The organism is Bacteroidales bacterium (assembly GCA_018334875.1).
GTDB lineage: Bacteria > Bacteroidota > Bacteroidia > Bacteroidales > UBA12077 > JAGXLC01.
Window position 1 is genome coordinate 1 of the sequence record JAGXLC010000064.1, and the last position, 18,339, is coordinate 18,339.

General features: G+C 44.1%; 15 protein-coding genes. 3 read left to right on the plus strand and 12 right to left on the minus strand.

Annotated elements, in window-relative coordinates; genetic code table 11:
* From KGY70_07565 to KGY70_07575, 3 genes are all read right to left on the minus strand, one after another.
* Positions 1-1,195, minus strand: a 1,195-nt coding sequence (locus KGY70_07565) for a glycine--tRNA ligase (protein MBS3775026.1), incomplete at its 3' end; no start/stop codon positions are given.
* A 339-nt stretch (positions 1,196-1,534) separates the two neighbouring features.
* Positions 1,535-2,707, minus strand: a complete 1,173-nt coding sequence (lysA, locus tag KGY70_07570) for a diaminopimelate decarboxylase (protein MBS3775027.1) — start codon at positions 2,705-2,707, stop codon at positions 1,535-1,537.
* Positions 2,704-4,020 carry an aspartate kinase gene (locus KGY70_07575; protein ID MBS3775028.1) on the minus strand — a complete coding sequence of 439 codons (1,317 nt, stop codon included), beginning with the start codon at positions 4,018-4,020 and terminating at the stop codon, positions 2,704-2,706. The genes lysA and KGY70_07575 overlap by 4 nt, the downstream gene beginning before the upstream one ends.
* Positions 4,021-4,320: 300 nt before the next feature.
* Between KGY70_07575 and nadB the strand changes: the two genes are divergently transcribed.
* Both nadB and KGY70_07585 read left to right on the plus strand, forming a co-directional pair.
* Entirely contained in the window at positions 4,321-5,910 is a 1,590-nt protein-coding gene (gene nadB, locus KGY70_07580) for an L-aspartate oxidase (GenBank protein MBS3775029.1), read from the plus strand.
* A gap of 259 nt (positions 5,911-6,169) precedes the next feature.
* Positions 6,170-7,564: a TrpB-like pyridoxal phosphate-dependent enzyme gene (locus tag KGY70_07585; protein MBS3775030.1), complete on the plus strand. Its 1,395-nt coding sequence runs from the start codon at positions 6,170-6,172 to the stop codon at positions 7,562-7,564.
* 179 nt (positions 7,565-7,743) lie between these two features.
* Here the strand turns inward: KGY70_07585 and gnd are convergent, their stop codons facing one another.
* The 6 genes from gnd to KGY70_07615 all read right to left on the minus strand — a co-directional run bounded on the left by gnd (position 7,744) and on the right by KGY70_07615 (position 15,097).
* Positions 7,744-9,198 carry a decarboxylating NADP(+)-dependent phosphogluconate dehydrogenase gene (gene gnd, locus KGY70_07590; GenBank protein ID MBS3775031.1) on the minus strand — a complete coding sequence of 485 codons (1,455 nt, stop codon included), beginning with the start codon at positions 9,196-9,198 and terminating at the stop codon, positions 7,744-7,746.
* Between the two features lie 344 nt (positions 9,199-9,542).
* Entirely contained in the window at positions 9,543-10,676 is a 1,134-nt protein-coding gene (pdxB, locus tag KGY70_07595; GenBank protein MBS3775032.1) for a 4-phosphoerythronate dehydrogenase PdxB, read from the minus strand.
* 1 nt (position 10,677) lies between these two features.
* On the minus strand, positions 10,678-11,955 hold the full coding sequence (locus tag KGY70_07600) for a DUF2088 domain-containing protein (GenBank protein MBS3775033.1): 1,278 nt from the start codon (positions 11,953-11,955) through the stop codon (positions 10,678-10,680).
* Positions 11,956-12,235: 280 nt separating this feature from the next.
* Positions 12,236-12,619, minus strand: a complete 384-nt coding sequence (locus tag KGY70_07605) for a heavy-metal-associated domain-containing protein (GenBank protein MBS3775034.1) — start codon at positions 12,617-12,619, stop codon at positions 12,236-12,238.
* Between the two features lie 54 nt (positions 12,620-12,673).
* A complete protein-coding gene (locus tag KGY70_07610) occupies positions 12,674-14,884 on the minus strand; it encodes a copper-translocating P-type ATPase (GenBank protein ID MBS3775035.1) in 2,211 nt (736 codons plus the stop codon).
* 33 nt (positions 14,885-14,917) lie between these two features.
* A complete protein-coding gene (locus KGY70_07615; protein MBS3775036.1) occupies positions 14,918-15,097 on the minus strand; it encodes a hypothetical protein in 180 nt (59 codons plus the stop codon).
* A 603-nt stretch (positions 15,098-15,700) separates the two neighbouring features.
* Here KGY70_07615 and uxuA point away from each other — a divergent pair.
* Entirely contained in the window at positions 15,701-16,924 is a 1,224-nt protein-coding gene (uxuA, locus tag KGY70_07620) for a mannonate dehydratase (protein MBS3775037.1), read from the plus strand.
* An 11-nt stretch (positions 16,925-16,935) separates the two neighbouring features.
* Here uxuA and KGY70_07625 read toward each other — a convergent pair whose 3' ends face one another.
* From KGY70_07625 to KGY70_07635, 3 genes are read right to left on the minus strand one after another with little or no spacing between them, the layout of a single operon-like run.
* On the minus strand, positions 16,936-17,514 hold the full coding sequence (locus KGY70_07625; protein MBS3775038.1) for a helix-turn-helix transcriptional regulator: 579 nt from the start codon (positions 17,512-17,514) through the stop codon (positions 16,936-16,938).
* A gap of 32 nt (positions 17,515-17,546) precedes the next feature.
* A complete protein-coding gene (locus tag KGY70_07630) occupies positions 17,547-17,756 on the minus strand; it encodes a hypothetical protein (protein ID MBS3775039.1) in 210 nt (69 codons plus the stop codon).
* Between the two features lie 3 nt (positions 17,757-17,759).
* Entirely contained in the window at positions 17,760-18,146 is a 387-nt protein-coding gene (locus KGY70_07635; protein ID MBS3775040.1) for a DUF302 domain-containing protein, read from the minus strand.
* Positions 18,147-18,339 lie beyond the last annotated feature (193 nt).

Below are 18,339 nucleotides of genomic sequence, written 5' to 3' on the forward strand. Positions count from 1 at the left end.
TGCCGTTTTCCCTGGGCACTTCCTCTTCATGATAAGCGGCAGAAAGAACGGCCAGCACCATCCGGTCGAGCCCGATGGAAGTTTCCACTACATAAGGTACATAGCTTTTATCCAGCTCCGGATCATAATACTGGATTTTTTTGCCGGTAAATTCCTGATGCTGCGAAAGGTCAAAATCTGTTCTGGAATGAATGCCTTCCAGCTCCTTGAATCCCATAGGGAAGTTGAATTCTATGTCGTAGGCGGCATTGGCGTAATGCGCAAGCTTGTCGTGCTCGTGAAGACGGAAGAGGTTTTCGTCGATACCCAGCGCCTTATGCCAGTTTACCCGTACCTTTTTCCAGTATTCAAACCATTGCATTTCTTCTCCGGGCCGCACGAAATATTGCATTTCCATCTGCTCGAACTCGCGCATACGGAAAATGAACTGCCGCGCCACGATTTCATTACGGAAAGCTTTTCCGATCTGGGCAATACCAAATGGAAGCTTCATGCGTCCGGTTTTCTGCACGTTAAGGTAATTGACGAAAATTCCCTGCGCCGTTTCGGGCCGCAGGTAAACCTTGTTGGAGCCATCGTTTTGGGCACCAAACTGTGTTTCAAACATCAGATTGAACTGCTTGACTTCCGTCCAGTTTTTGGTGCCGGATACCGGGTCGGCAATGTCACAGTCCTGTATAAGTTGACCCAGCGCTTCCAGGTCATCATCTTCCAGGGCTTTGATTAACCTCCGGTGCGTTTCTTTGATATCATTCTGATATTTTTGCGCCCTGGGATTGGTCTCCAGGAATTTTTCCCTGTCGAAGTCCTCTCCGAATTTCTTTTGTGCCTTGGCTATCTCTTTATCAAGCTTGGCCTGTTGTTTGGCAATATAATCATCTACCAGCTCATCGGCCCGGTAGCGCTTCTTTGAATCTTTGTTGTCGATCATCGGATCGTTGAAAGCGCTCAGGTGACCACTGGCTTTCCATACATCGGGGTGCATGAAGATGGCTGAATCCAGCCCCACGATGTTCTCATTCAGCTTCACCATGGCATCCCACCAGTATTGCTTGATGTTGTTTTTCAACTGGGCGCCGTTCTGCCCATAGTCGTAAGCCGCACTCAGTCCGTCGTATATTTCACTCGACTGGAATATAAAACCGTATTCCTTTGAGTGGGCAATGATTTTTTTGAAAAGGTCTTCCTGAGCCATATTCTTTCTGTTTAGTAGATTCTAATTATTTATATCTGATGGACTAAAGCACTAAACTTTAAACTCTAAACTCCAAACAAATTCAAATGACCCAAAAATTAAATTCCAAACAGGTCGTAGCTAAAGGTGTTTGGGTGATTTGAATTTGGAATTTTGATATTATTTGTTTTTTGCCTGCCAGCCGGCAGGCTGAGTGCTTGTTAATTGTATTTCATGTTTATTTTTTTGGTTATAAAGTTTTTTATGTACTTGGCTATTAGAAATATTCCAATAATTAGAACAATGAGAATATCCATTTTCAAAAGTATATAAAAATCAATTTTCTGCTTTACTCAATGTCTATATTTTCTTTGCCTTAACGAAATCTGCTGAATAGTAGAATTCTAAATGGTCCCGGAGGTTGTAACTGAACTGCATCACCTCACCATAGGCTCCGGCCGAATGGATCACCAGCACATCGCCCCGTTTCAACTCCGGCAATTCTACTGATTTTCCAAAGTAATCGGATGATTCACATATCGGACCCACCACATCGTATTTCCGGGTTGGCTTGTTGCTTGTCAGGGCTGTGATCTTGTGGTAGGCCTGATAAAGGGCAGGTCTTATCAATTCAGTCATGCCCGCATCCACCACTGCAAAATTGGTATTGACCCCTTCCTTAATGTAGAGGACAGAGGTGACCAAAGCTCCGCATTGGCCCACCAGAGATCTTCCCAGTTCAAAATGAAGCTTTTGGTGCGGCTGTATCTTGAGAAATTCCCGGAACACCCTGAAATAGGAATCAAAGTCAGGTATGGCAGCGTCCTGGGGATTTTCATAATTAAGACCCAGGCCGCCTCCAACATTGATATCGGTTAACTCAATGTGCTCTTTCCTGAAGAAATCCTGTATCTCATTCATTCTTAGACAAAGGCTTTTGAATACATCCAGGTCGGTAATCTGTGAGCCTATGTGTACGTGGATGCCTTTTAATCTTATATTATTCAGTTTTTTCAACAGTTCAACCACCTTTGGCAGATCCTTCCGGTTAATGCCGAATTTGTTTTCCTCAATGCCAGTGGTGATGTAATGATGCGTTTTGGCATCTATCTCCGGGTTGATCCGCAAGGCGACGTTGGCAGTGGTATTTTTCATGGCCGCCCGTTCGTTAATGACCTCGATCTCGGATATCGACTCGCAGTTGAAGAAACCAATATCATATTCGAGGCCCCGGTCGATCTCCCAATCGGCTTTACCCACGCCCGCAAATGCGATTTCTTCCGGTGGATAACCGGTTTGTAGCGCCCGCAGAATTTCATTCCCACTGACGCAATCTGCACCAAAACCATATTCGCGGATTTTCCTGAGTATGCGTGTGTTGGAATTGGCCTTCAGTGCGTAATGGACGTGATATCCGTATCGGTCTTTGATCTTTCGGACTTCCCCGAGTGTCCGTTCCAGCAGTTCCATGTCGTAGAAATAACATGGGGTTTTCAGTTGATCCAGATTATATTTGATGAGTTCTGTGTTCATTGTTTGAAAAGATTGTCGCTTAAAGCATTCAACGCCCGCAATTTATCTTTTGTGTTTACCAGCAGGGTGACGTTATACTGATTGCCACCGTAGGAGACCATCCTAACGGGGACATCTGCAAGGGCATCAAAAATTTTGTAGATGATGCCTTTTTCGTCTGCCATCAGGTTTCCTACAACGCAAATGATGCTCTGCTCGTGTTCAACCTCAACCGCACCGTACTTTTTCAGGTCGCTGACAATGTTATCCATGTGATCGAGCTTGTCAACAGTAACAGAAACCGCCACTTCCGATGTGGTGATCACATCTACGGGTGTTTGATATACTTCGAACACTTCGAATACTTTCCGGATAAACCCGTAGGCCAGGAGCATCCGGTTTGATTTGATCTTGATGGCCGCGATGCCATCCTTGGCAGCTACAGCTTTGATCTCTGCCTTGTCACTGCTGTTAGTGATCAGCGTACCATCATCTTTTGGATTCATGGTATTTTTCAGACGAACGGGTATTTCCTTCAGTTTACATGGAAGAACACTGGCGGGGTGCAGTACTTTGGCACCGAAATAGGCCAGCTCTGCCGCTTCATCAAAGGATAATGTCCGGATCACCTCTGTATTTTCCACATAACGGGGATCGTTGTTGTGAAAACCGTCTACATCGGTCCATATCTGTACTTCTTCGGCATCGATCGTGGAACCGATCAGGGAAGCCGTGTAATCGCTGCCGCCGCGCTTCAGATTGTCCACCTCGCCGAACGCATTGCGGCATATGTATCCCTGTGTAATGAAAAGATTATGATCGGGTTTCTCTGATAATTCCCTTTCCAGGTTTTCTCTTATATAAAATTCATCGGGTTCTTCATTTTTGTCAATTCTCATGAAGTTCAGAGCCGGCAAAAGAACAGAGTCAATGTTGTTTTCTTCCAGCATGTAATGGAAAAGGGTGGAGGTGATGAGCTCTCCCTGAGCCATTATGGATTTTTCCCGTGCAGAAGAAAAGGATTGGTAAAAGAACGAACGTATGTGGTTGAAATGTGACTGGATCATTTCCAGGGCCCTGTTTCGGTACTCCTCCGACTGAAAAAGTTTTCCTGCAAATCCTTTGTATGTGCGTTCCAGCTCTGCTGCGATCTCCCGGGCAGCATCCTTGTTATCTTTGGACAGATAGTTGGTGATATCCTCCAGCGAATCGGTTGTGCCTCCCATGGCTGACAGTACAACAATTTTGGGATAACCATCGTTGATGATGTCGGCCACCCTTTGCATCCGTTGCGGTGTACCCAGTGAAGTACCTCCAAACTTTAAGATTTTCATGTTGTTAGAGTATTAACCAAATAACTTTTATGATCGGCTTTTAGAATTTAAATTGTTGCAAAACTTTGCTAAAAAAACAAAATTTTTAGAAGTGATGACATAATTCCGGCGCTAAACTTCACTTTCCCGCTTCATCAGTGGGACAGGTTATTTGTTTATGAATAATCCAGGTTAACATGCAATTGATGATGATACATATTTATGCAAACTTTGTGCAAAAATATAAAATTTTGTGAATAATTCGGGTAGACTAGATTCAATCATTATCTTTGTAAAGAGATTCCAATTTGTTTTTAACCTATGGAAAAGCATTATGATTTTCTTGTACTTGGCAGTGGTATAGCAGGTTTAGCTTATGCCTTAAAGGTTGCCGGCAAAGGTAAGGTTGGATTGATCACCAAAACCCACCTTCAGGAAACCAATACCAAATACGCCCAGGGTGGAATTGCATCCGTGATTTATGAACCGGATGATTTTGAAAAGCATATACAGGACACCCTTGTTGCAGGCGATGGATTGTGCGATCGCGAAGTGGTCGAAATGGTTGTAAAAGAAGCTTCTTCGCAGATTGAAAAGCTAATTGAGTGGGGAGTGGAATTTGACCGCGGGGAAAACGGCCAATATGATCTGGGAAGAGAAGGAGGTCATTCCAATCCCCGGGTACTGCACCATAAGGACCATACCGGACAGGAGATAGAAAATAAGCTGGTTCAGCAGGTATGGCAGCATCCCGATATTGAAATAATGGAATATCATTTTGCCGTTGAACTGATTACTCAGCATCATCTGGGGAAGAAGGTTACCCGGGCGAATTCGGATATTGAATGCTATGGAGCTTATGTGATGGACCTGGAAACTTCCGAAGTAACCACCGTACTTTCCAAAGTAACAGTCGTCGCTACAGGAGGTGTCGGGAATTTATATGAAACAACCACCAATCCCAGTATTGCTACAGGCGACGGTATTGCTATGGTTTACCGTGCCAAAGGTATCATTGAAAATATGGAATTCGTACAGTTTCATCCCACAGCCCTTTATAATCCAGGTGAGCGTCCTGCTTATCTTATAACCGAGGCGCTCCGTGGCTATGGAGCTTTGTTGCGTACAACAGACGGCAAAGAATTCATGAAGCAATATGATAAAAGGGGATGCCTGGCTCCGAGGGATATTGTGGCAAGAGCTGTTGACAAAGAAATGAAGAAGCGCGGTGATGAGCACGTCTATCTTGACTGTACCCATCTTGACCCCGAAGGCTTGAAAAGCCATTTTCCGCACATCTATGAGAAATGTTTAAGTTTGAATATTGATATTACAAAAGATTATATTCCGGTAACACCTGCTGCGCATTATTCGTGCGGTGGGATCAAGGTGGATAAAAACGGAAGAAGCACCATAAACCGGCTTTATGCTATAGGGGAAAGCTCCTGCACCGGTCTTCATGGAGCTAATAGATTGGCATCCAATTCTTTGATGGAAGCTGTCGTTTATGCAGATCTGGCTGCGAAAGATACACTGAAACAATACGAATCATTGGGTTTTAAGGAAGGTATTCCCAACTGGGATTATTCAGGCACCACTTATCCTGAGGAGATGGTTATGATCACTCAGAATTTCAAAGAGGTACATCAGATTATGAGCAATTATGTGGGGATTGTTCGTTCAAACCTGCGTTTGGAACGGGCATTGAAACGACTTGAGATCATTTACCGGGAAACCGAAGCGCTCTATAAAAAGTCTGTTTTATCTGAAAGGTTGTGCGAATTGAGAAACCTCATTAATGTCGGTTACCTCATCATCAAGATGGCCCAAAATCTTAAGGAGAGCAGAGGGTTGCATTATACTTTGGATTATCCTAATTTGGACAAGCCAAAACCAAACAGGATACTTTGAAGGAATTTAATGTGTTTCCGTTTTGGCTTGTCCAAATTAGCAAGCAAAATTTATGAGGCAAAATTATATAAAGGTCATGATCTTTTTCAATTATTTTATCTTTGAAAAATGCCTCATAAATTTTGCCACAGTAGCTTACCGGGCAAGTTTTGCCAAAAAATGCAAGAATTTGACCGGTAAGGTACTAAAAAAGGATACATTTCTGAATATTGACATGCAATGAAAAAGGTTATTTCTAATTCAAATTAAATAAAAAAGTATGGCTTTTATGAAAAAAGTATTATTGAATGAACAGGATATACCGAAGCAATGGTATAATCTTGTTGCGGATCTTCCTTCTCCTATGGAACCTTATTTGGGCCCTGATGGAAATCCCGTAACACCCGATCAGTTACAAGCAGTATTTCCTGATAACATTATTGAACAGGAAGTGAGTACCCAACGATGGATCGATATTCCGGAAAAGGTATTGGAGTTGTTGCTGAGATGGCGACCTACACCGCTTCACCGTGCCATTCATCTGGAAAAAGCACTGGGTACTCCGGCAAAGATTTACTACAAAGACGAAAGTGTTTCTCCGCCCGGCAGCCATAAACCCAATACGGCGGTAGCTCAGGCATACTATAATAAAGAATTTGGCATCAAGCGTATTACTACAGAAACAGGTGCCGGACAGTGGGGGAGTGCACTTAGCTATGCAGGTGCTTTACTGGGTTTGGAGATCAAAGTGTTTATGGTACGGATCAGCTTCGACCAGAAACCCTACCGGAAAATCATGATGCGTACGTGGGGCGGAAACTGTGTTGCAAGTCCCAGTGAAGAAACGGAAACGGGCAGGAAAATGCTGGAGAAAGATCCGGATACTCCCGGGAGCCTTGGTATTGCCATTAGTGAAGCAGTAGAACAGGCTGTGGCCGACAAAACAGGACAAACAAGGTATTCCCTGGGAAGCGTATTGAATCACGTTATGCTCCATCAAACCATCATAGGGTTGGAAGCTCAGAAACAAATGAAGGAAGCAGGTGAAAAGAAAGTGGATACAATTATAGGCTGTGCCGGTGGAGGCAGCAATTTTGCAGGGATTGCCTTCCCATACGTAAGGGATAAGATTCATGGCGACCAGATAGACATCATCCCGGCAGAGCCTGCTTCATGCCCTACAATCACAAAATCTCCCTTCCTTTATGATCATGGGGATTCCGCCCAGATGACGCCCCTGTTGCCCATGTATACATTGGGGCATAATTTTGTCCCGCCGCCGATTCATGCCGGTGGCCTGAGGTATCATGGGATATCTCCTTTGGTCAGCCAGTGTATTGTGGAAGGGTTGATGGCCCCCCGGTCCATTCATCAGTTGGAAAGCTATGAGGCTGGTATGTTGTTTGCCCGTACCGAAGGCATTATACCTGCTCCCGAAACGACGCATGCCATTGCGGCTACCATCCAGGAGGCTAAAAAAGCTAAGGAAGAGGGCAAAGAAAAGACCATCCTGTTCAATTTTAGTGGACATGGATATATGGATCTCACCGGTTATGAAAAATACCTGGATGGCAAGCTGGAGGATTATGAACTGCCCAGGCAAGAAATCGATGATAATCTGGAAGCATTGAAGGGTTATCCCAAACCGGAGGAGAAGAAGACGGGGAAATGGTGAACAACTGGCTAGTAATTGAGTAATGAGTTAAGTGGAGAAAAGTAGTGAGTTTGGAGTAGTGAGTAATGAGTAGGGCAGTCCCATTTTCATATTGACTCACAACTCACTACTCATCACTCACTACTTTTTACTCACTACTCATTACTCACAACTCACTACTCACTACTCTCTACTCAGTCTTATGCTGTATACGTACCTGAAGTGGTTGAGCCTCCTTCTCCGGTCCAGTTGGTATGGAAGAATTCGCCCCTGGGCTTGTCCACTCGTTCATAGGTATGGGCCCCGAAATAATCGCGCTGGGCCTGAAGCAGGTTGGCAGGCAGCCGATCTGACCTATATCCGTCATAATAAGCCAGTGCCGATGTCATTGCCGGTATCGGTATGCCATTCTGTATGACCTCAGCCGTTACCTTTCTCCATCCATCCTGTCCGGCATCGATCTTTTCCTTGAAGAATTCGTCAAGCAGCAGATTGTTCAGTTGGGGATTTTTGTCGAATGCTTCTTTGATCTTTCCGAGGAAGATGGAGCGGATAATACAACCTCCCCGCCACATAAGAGCTATGGCGCCGTAATCCAGGTTCCAGTTGTGCTCTTCAGCAGCCGACCGCAGCAGGGTAAAGCCCTGAGCGTATGATATGAGTTTGGATGCATATAGTGCTTTTCTCAGATTTTCGATGAAGGCCTTCTTGTCGCCTTTAAATTTGGGTTTAGGACCTGTTAGGACCTTGGAAGCCTCTACTCTTGATTCTTTCAGCGCAGACAGGAATCGGGCGTAAACTGCTTCTCCGATCAGAGTGAGGGGTATACCCTGATTGAGTGATTCAACGGCTGTCCATTTTCCGGTACCTTTCTGTCCTGCGGTATCAAGAATCTTATCAATGAGGTGTTCACCGTTTTCATCCTTATACCCCAGTATATTACCGGTAATTTCAATGAGATAGCTGTTCAGCTCCCCTTCATTCCATTCTTTGAATACTTCGCTCATCTCATCATTGCTCATACCCAGATACATTTTCATTATCTGGTATGCTTCGCATATCATCTGCATGTCGCCATATTCGATACCATTGTGAACCATTTTAACAAAGTGGCCGGCTCCGTTTTCTCCTACCCATTCGCAGCACGGACTCCCGTCTTCCACTTTGGCAGCAATGCTCTGGAAGATGGGTTTAACATGTTCCCAGGCTTCATTGGTTCCGCCCGGCATGATGGACGGCCCTTTGAGGGCACCTTCTTCACCTCCGGAAACACCGGTACCGATGTAACGCAGTCCTTTGCTTTCCACATATTCGGTTCGTCTGATGGTGTCCGGGAAGTGAGAATTTCCGCCGTCAATAAGTATATCACCTTCATCCAGGAGCGGAACCAAAGTGTCTATCAGCTTATCGACAGGGTTGCCTGCTTTTACAAGCATCATGATTTTTCGTGGCCGCTTAAGCGACTGAATAAGTTCTTCCGGGGAACGGGTGCCGATGATGTTTTTGTCCTTGCCCCTTCCGTTTACAAAATTATCCACTTTCTCGACGGTACGGTTATACACTGCTACGGTGAATCCTTTGCTTTCCATGTTCAGAACAAGGTTTTCTCCCATTACCGCCAGACCAATTAATCCTATGTCTGCTTTTTGTTCCATAATGTTGTGTTTTTTGTTTGTTTATTGAATTATAATTATGCACCATTATTTACTTTTGCTATATCAGGAGCTATCCAGAATCCAGGCAAATGAAACCCGCATGCAGGAACCCTTACAACAAGAACATGATTAACATGCGGGTTCCATGGTGATGCAAGCGAAGTTTGTGAATTTGTCATATAAATCAATTTGAAATTCAATTTTTTAATAAACTGTTACACTAATGAAACCCGCATCCAGAAACCTTCACAACAAGGCAATGAATAAAGCATGGGGGTTCCATGGCGAATGAAACACAAAGCTCAAATTTTAAGTTTCTATTTAATTGATTTACAAACATATAATCAAACTTTATCCGAATGAAACCCGAGCGCTTGAAGCTTTTGCCATGTATGATCGGATAAATTAGAATTGGCAGACAGGGTATAGGCATTGAATTCCCTTCTGACCGGATAATTTCCCCGCTGTTTTTCGAATTCTTCCGGATTCCGCCGAAGCCGCTCATCGTCTTCCGAAACGTCATATGTTGCTTGTATGGCTTTATATACTGCCTCTCTCGGCCGGATGTCCTGATCTCTAAGCTGAATAACCGGATTTTGAGGAGGTTCAACGTTTCCGGGATACCAGTCATCGAGCCCGATCCCGAAAAACCGGCTTACAGCTCTTACACTCTGAGCCGTGCCATTGGCCTTGCCATCTCTTGAGTATCCTGCAATATGGGGCGTGCCCAATTTTACAAGATTCAATAGTTCCCTGTCAATTTCGGGTTCATTTTCCCATACATCCAGTATTGCTGTTTTAATTTGTCCGTTGTTTAACGCTTGCTTCAGGGCCGCGTTGTCCACCACTTCCCCCCTTGAAGTATTGATCAATACAGTGTCCGGATGAATCCGGTCAAGCACTTCGCGACCGGCCATATGATAGGTTTTGTCTCGACCTTCAGAAATCAGTGGTACATGGAAGGTAATAATATCGGCATTCTCCTGAATTTCCCGGAACGTACTCCACTGAGTTCCTCCTTCAGCTCTTTCCCTGGGCGGATCATTCAACAATACGTCCATACCCAGAATGCGGGCCAGTTTTTCTACTTTTGAACCCACATTGCCTACACCTACAATGCCTATAACGGGCTTTTCCGGGATTGAAGAAATCGAGGAACCGAGCGTGGCCAATACCGAGGCAATGTATTGCTGAACGGAGGAAGCGTTGCACCCCGGGGCATTGGTCCAGCTTATATTATTTTTCCTGCAGTATTCCTGGTCTATGTGGTCAAATCCGATGGTTGCCGTAGCAATGAATTTCACATGGCTCCCTTTCAGAAGTTCCTCGTCACATTTTGTACGGGTTCGGATGATTAAGGCATCGGCATCCCTGACATCCCCGTTGGAGATTTCGGGTCCCGCTTTATAAACTACCTCTGCATAAGGCTCCAATACGCCCTTCAGATAGGGTATCTTATTGTCAGCAACAATTTTCATATTATACATCCTGAAATTTTTCTTTCCATGCCCACAATCCAAGTCCCGGATTAGAAATATAGTAGACTTCCTCGCCGTCCTTCATTTGGTTATAGCCTTCCTTCATCCGGTCGGGTGGATATTTTTCAAGCATGGCATCCGGATCGGCATATTGAAAATTGACCGATTCAATTTCTTCCTTTGTCAGTTTTCCCGGGCAGTAGGTAATGGAAAACCTGTTTTCCGATGAACCGTGTATCAGATGAGCCGCTGCACTCAGGTTTTTGCCCAGATCCTCGTTGTTTTTTGTAAGTTCAAGAATCCGGGGTGTGCCAACATATCCATATTTCCTGATCAACCGGTCATTTTCATCATCTTCACCGAATTTTCTGACCCCCGGGGCCAGAACAATCAGTTCGCCGCCGTCAGCAAGAGCCATTCTTGTTCTGTAGATGCTTTTATTTCCCAGCCAGGTGCTTTCAAACTCTTCAGGATCCAGATATACCACTACCTTCTTTAAAGGATTTTCAAGCATGGTGAAGTTCACCTTCAGGGAAAGCTCTGCTGCTTTCTCAAAGCACTCCATATCATCTCCGATATACAGGCCCCGCGTCACCAAATCGCCCTGTTCATTCATTCCTATGATTGTTAATACATAGACAATGGGCAGATGATTCGCAAAATGTTCCGAAGCATAGTTCAATACTTTTCTTACAGGGGTGTTCGCTCTGCCCATCATTCTTTCCATACCATATGCTGCACCCAGAAAATGGCTCTTGTTAATGCCCTCTGCACCTCCTGTACCAACGAATATGTTTTTGTTGAAATTGGCCATACCGGCCACTTCGTGGGGTACCACCTGACCGATGGAAAGGAGCAGGTCATGGTTGCCTTCCGTCAGGCGCTTATTGACCTGGGCCGGCCAGGGATAAGCCACTTTGTTTTCGGATACTTCTTTTACAAATTCAGCGGGGACTTCCCCAAGGGTTACAATATCATTACGCCAGTCGTGCACACGGAAAAGATCCCGGGGCAGATCGCCGTACATTTTGTGTATCTGTTCTTCGGTCATTGGGGCATGGGTGCCTAATGCCGGCAGGATATCGGTGAGGCGATCACCAAAATATTGATAGGTAAACTGAGTGATCAGACCGGCTTTTGAGTGAAAACGAGTATAATCGGGAGGAATGGCCATTATTTTTTTTCTGGCCCCAAGTTGCTCAAAAGCAGCATATAATCCTTTTTGTATATCTTTACTACTGAGCGATGCTTTTTCCGAACCTTTAGCATAATAGATCATACTGCAATCCCCTTTTTTAGAACCTGTTATATGACTTTTTACAATCCGTGTACGTACACGGATTGTGTTATACAAAAATAGAAAAAAATACAAACAATGAGAAAGTTCAACCGGTAATTTTCGTTTGCTTACACGGTTGAGGCAGGATACCAGCGAAGTGGAAAAATTTTGAGGAGATCATTGTATCTATTGATTTATGGGTCATGTATGGCGTATAAAAAAAAGGCTGTTCATAATCATTTGAACAGCCTTTTTTTCTGAATAAATACGAGATATAATTCTATTCGTCCCGGTATTTACAACACATAGGCAACGAGGCATAGGCTTCATCAGAGGCTTTTGCTTTTTCGGTGTCATGGCCTGCCTTGGCAATGGCTTTGTGCACCTTCTTCACTTCCACCTGGTCTTCATGAAAACCCATTGTCAAGGTTTTTGATTCCATATTCCAGGTGGCCTTCTTAACTCCGTCAACTTCTTTGACTGCTTCCTCAATACGATCCTTGCACATACTGCATAGACCGTCTACTTCAAAGCTGGCTTCAGCCAAATTGCCTTGCACTTCGCAGGCTGCCTTGTCTTTTTGCGCATCCTGGGCTTGAGCCTGAAATGACCCTGCCATGGTGATGCCAAACATGAGTACGATACTTAAAATTACTGTTTTCATAATGGATAAAATTTAAATTTAACAATGTGGTCAATGGGTGTTCTCTTAAATGATTTATTTCAATGTCTTTGATTTAAGCCGCAAACTATTCATCACTACCGATACCGAACTGAATGACATGGCAGCCCCTGCCACCATGGGGTTCAACAGGAAACCGTTCACAGGATACAATACTCCTGCTGCAATGGGTATGGCAATAACATTATAGAAGAAAGCCCAGAAGAGGTTCTGCTTGATGGTTTTCAGTGTGGATTTTGACAATTCGATAGCAGAGCGTATCTTTTCCAGATCACCTTTAACCAGTGTGATCTGGGCACTTTCTATAGCCACGTCGGTACCTTTGCCCATGGCAATTCCAATATCCGCCTGGGCGAGTGCAGGAGAATCGTTGATTCCGTCGCCTACCATCGCTACCCGGTGGCCTTCGGCCTGTAACTTTTTCACATAGTCCAGCTTATCCTGCGGCATCACTCCGGCCCTGTAATTTTCAATACCTGTTTTGTCTGCTACATTACGGGCTACCTCGCTGTTATCTCCGGTCATCATATGGACTTGGATCCCGTCTTCCCGCAATGCTTTAATGGCTTTCACAGAAGTTGGCTTGATCTCATCCTCTATCCTGAAAAGCAACTCCAAACGCCCATTGCGGGCAACAAACACCTGCGAAGCCACTCCTTTCTGTTGCTCTTCCATCCCTTCAACAAGTTCCCGGGGGATGGTAACATTCTTTTGCTGCATCAGACCCTGATTGCCGATCAGCAATTCATCATCTTCGTAGGAGGCCCTGATTCCCTGACCTGTCTGGTAATCAAACGCTTCCAGGTCGTATCCATTTTGGGCCCGTCCATGCAGATAATCCGTAATGGCTTCGGCCAGGGGATGTTCTGATCTGGATTCAACGGTATAAACCAGATCAAGTAGTTTTTTATCCTGTTGCCCGTTAATCCATCTCATATCGGATACAACAGGCTGGCCTGTGGTAATGGTTCCGGTTTTGTCCACCACGATGGAATCAATCCGGTTCACTTTTTCAAGTATTGTGGCATCCCTGATCAGTATGCCATTCTCAGCCCCTTTGCCTATCCCTACCATTAGTGCTGTAGGAGTTGCCAGGCCTAATGCACAGGGGCAGGCAATGATAAGGACGGTAACGAGCGTAACGAAAGCATATGTCAACTGAGGTGAGGGACCGGCAAGATACCATATTACGGCACTTGCGATGGCAATTGCAATAACCACGGGAACAAAGATGGCAGCGATTTTATCGGCCAGTTTCTGAACCGGTGCTTTGCTCCCTTGTGCTTCTCTCACCATTTGTATGATTTGGGATAGCACAGTATCAGAACCCACTTTTTCAGCTTTAATTTGAAAGCTGCCGGTTTTGTTCAAAGTAGCGCCAATAACCTGGTCCCCTTTCCCTTTTTCTACAGGCAGTGGCTCACCGGTTATCATACTTTCATCCACAGAAGAATAACCCTGGATGATCCGGCCGTCAACAGGGATTTTTTCTCCCGGACGGATCTGTACGATATCATCCACTGCTACCTGATCTACCGGAACCTCAATTTCCTCACCGTTGCGAAGCACTTTAGCCGTTTTCACCTGAAGGCCCATAAGCCGCTTGATGGAATCTGAAGTACGGCTTTTAGCCCGGGCTTCAAAATACCGGCCAAGCAGAATAAGGGATATAATCACTGCCGCGGCTTCGTAATATACATGTGGTGTAATGCCGCGCGATAATAAATATTCCGGGAATACGGTATTGAAAAGGCTGAAAAGAAATGCTGCACCTGTGCCAAGCGCTACAAGGGTATCCATGTTGGTTGTACCATGCCGGGCCTGCTTCCAGGCAATCTGAAAAAATTCCCGTCCGAACCAGGTGATCACCGGGAAGGTCAATGCCAGCAATATCCAGTTTCTGAAAGGCAGTTCCGGGAGAAACATGGAAATGATAAATATAGGCAGGGAAAAGGCAATGGCAAGAAAGGCCTTTTTACCCGCCTTGTTTAATTTCTCTTTCTCTTTAGCTGCTTCCTTGTCCAGATCGGTTTTTTGTTCAATAACCAGGTCATATCCTATCTTTTGCACTGCCTCTTTCATTTGGGAAGGATCAAGACTTTCCGTGTCATATTCTACGAATACGGATTCATCTGCAAAATTCACCCTCGCCTGAGTGACTCCTTCCATACTGCCCAGCATGCTTTCTACACTACTGGCACAGGAAGCACAATGCATCCCTTCTACTTTAAAATTGCGTTTGGTCATATATTGTTTCCTCCTTTCAATCCATTCATTTTTTCAACTAACCGGTTCTGCCGTATAACCGGCTTCTGAAATGGCAGCCTCAATGGCTTTTTGTATCTCCTCTTTTGAGGCGGTCCTTGTGACCACTTTCACTATTTTGTCTTTACTATCCAGGTCAACATCCCATGATTCAATGCCTTCAAGGGCATCCATGTAAGGTTTGATTGCATACATGCAACCTGCACATTTTAAATTGGTTTTAAATTTAAGGGTTTGCATATTGTTTTTTATTTTTAATTCCACAATTAGAATGATTTTTTATATTAAATAAACCCAACAGGCCAGTGAAAGTTTTTCAAAATTATGAGCAGAAGTTGTAAAGTTTTATCCTGCATCATTCAAAAACGAATCCCGCTGGTTAGCGGGAACGTTTTTGAATGTGGGATGGTTTGCGCGGTGGATGCAGGCTCGCCTTCGCGAAGCTTCTGCGGAGCAAGGCAACCCCGCATTAGAAAAACCGGCTTTTTGCGAAATTTATTGAAGCAAAAAGCCAGGTTTTTCAATAGCGTCAGAAACCCGCATCCACTAAGTTTTGCCACAAGAAAATAATTAACATGCGGGTTCAATGGGGATTGATCTGAATTACTCAAGTTGTGCAGTTATATTATATTGTATTACAGAATTTTAATAAACTTGAACAAGAATTAATTATTCTAGAATAATTCGGGTTATATCAGATTTTTTTCTGCTCCTATTTTTGTATCTTTGCTTACAAAATTTCCGTGTACGTACACGGGGAAGCAATTTGCTGATATAAAACACAAAAGAGATATAAAAATGAGCATGGAACAGACCTGGAGATGGTACGGACCGGAGGATCCGGTAAACCTTAATGATATACGGCAGGCGGGTGCCACCGGCATTGTTACAGCATTACACGAGATCCCTATTGGGGAGGTATGGCCGCTGGACAAGTTACAGGAAAGAAAACGTATGATCGAATGGAATGACGATCTACCCATTCCGCAGCGAAGGGGTTTGACATGGTTGGTGGTTGAAAGCGTACCGGTTCACGAATCCATCAAAATCGGCAAGCCTTCCCGGGACAAATATATCGAAAATTATAAACAAAGCCTCCGCAATATAGGCAAGATTGGGATAAAGACAGTTTGCTATAACTTTATGCCGGTACTGGACTGGACCCGGACTGATCTGGATTTCGAGCTGGAAGATGGTTCGAGAGCCTTACGGTTTGACGTGGATGCATTTGCAGCCTTTGATCTTTACGTTCTTAAACGACCCGGAGCTGAGGAAGAATATAGTGAAACCCGTATAGAGCGGGCACGGGAATATTACCGGAAAAGCGATCAGAAATCACTGGAAAAACTCAAGAACAATATCATTGCCGGGCTTCCGGGTGCACAACAGGGATATACCCTCGGAGAATTTCAGGACAAACTCGATGAATACAAAGATGTGGATGATAAAATGCTCAGGGAGAACCTTAGATATTTTCTTAATGAAATTGTCCCGGTGGCCATGGAAAATGATGTAAAACTGGCCATCCATCCCGATGATCCGCCCTATCCATTATTCGGTCTGCCGCGAATAGTCAGTACCGAGGGAGACCTCAAACAAATATGCAGCGTTTATGACACCATCTATAATGGATTTACTTTATGTACGGGATCTTTAGGCGTTCGCTCCGACAATAACCTGATAAAGATCATAGAAAGACTGGGGACTAAACTCAATTTTGCCCATTTGAGAAGCACCCAGCGTGAACCTTCAGGCAGCTTTTTTGAAGCAGCCCACCTGGAAGGGGATGTTGATATGTACAGCGTAATCCGTGCCATTTTGAGAGAGCAACGCCTCCGGAAGGCCATGGGAAGAAACGACCACGTCATTCCCATGCGGGCCGATCACGGACATACGATACTGGATGATCTGCACAAGAAAACGAACCCGGGATATTCTGCTATTGGATTGTTGAGAGGTATGGCCGAACTGAGAGGGCTTGAGATGGGAATAGAAAAATCAGAAGCTTTGTACAGAGAATAAACTGACAAATTTTATAAACCATCCAGTGGATTTCGATCCTTGTTGTTCTGCAGTTTTTTAAAAGCGGTAGGAGACAATCCGGTAATTTGCTTGAATTGGTTGGATAGATGGGCAATGCTGCTGTAGTTCAGTTTCCTGGCAATTTCATTCAGGCTGAGTTCATCATAGATCAATAGCTCCTTGGCATATTCAATTCGTTGAAGGATCATATATTTCTCTATGGTTATGCCTTCTTTCTCTGAAAAAATATTGCTCAGGTAGTGATAGTTTTTCTTTAGTTTATCGGCCAGATAGGTGGAGAAATTGTAAAGGTTCTTATTTTGATGCGGATTCCGTACCAGATCAATAATTATACTTTTGATGCTTTCAACAATTTGTAGCTGCCGGTCCTCAATCAGTTCAAATCCGATTTTGCCGAGTTCTGTTTTCAGGGCTTCCAGATCATAGTTTTCCCTGGGTTCTTTTAATATCACCTCTCCCAACCGGACTTCAATAAATTGGATATTAAGCCGCTTCAAAATATCCTCAACAGCCATGACACATCTCGGACAAACCATATTTTTGATGTACAGTTTATAAGATTGTGTCATGGCAGCAGAGGCTTTTGGATAATTGTGCGGATTCAAGTGTCTTTTTCCCTGTTTTGTTCCGATTTGTTTTGTTTCGAATAGGCACTATACATCCCGTCTTTTTTGATTTTCTCGTACTTATCCGGATCTGAGTCCACATTGAACTTTGCTCCTTTGTCGTAAAGCAGCTTCAAACCAAAAACACCCATCACAATGGCTACCAATACAATAACCAATACGATCAGTTTAAGATATAAAGCCATAGGCTACAGATTTTGTATTACCCGTTCCAGTTTTTCTTTTATATTGGTTGCCACACCCTTTAATTGGGAATTTTCCACCGAAGCCATGGAAGCAACCGGATCAACGGCTGAAACATCAACTTTTCCGCCTTCTGTCTCCTGAACCACTACATTACAGGGCAACATCAATCCAATATAAGGTTCTGCAGTCAACGCTTTATGGGCATTGGGTGGGTTGCAGGCACCCAGAATTCTATACTTCCGGAAATTTACATCCAGTTTTTTCTTCAAGGTTTGCTGGACATCAATATCCGACAATACGCCGAAACCTTCTTCTTTAAGGGCATCGGTTACTTTTTCAACCACCTGGTCGAAGTTTTCTTCTAAAGTTTTATTGGTGTAATAACTCATTTTTAATTGGTTTTATTTAATTCAACTTTGAATGTTAAACAAATGGAAAGCCTTATTGTTTAATCAGCCCGGAAACCAACTTAAACAATTTCAATGACAAAATCAACAGCGGATCAAACATTACATTTTTTTAAGGCTCCCATTCAGTACAAGGTGGTTTAGTCCCATCTGCCGGGCTTCCGAGAGTGCATCT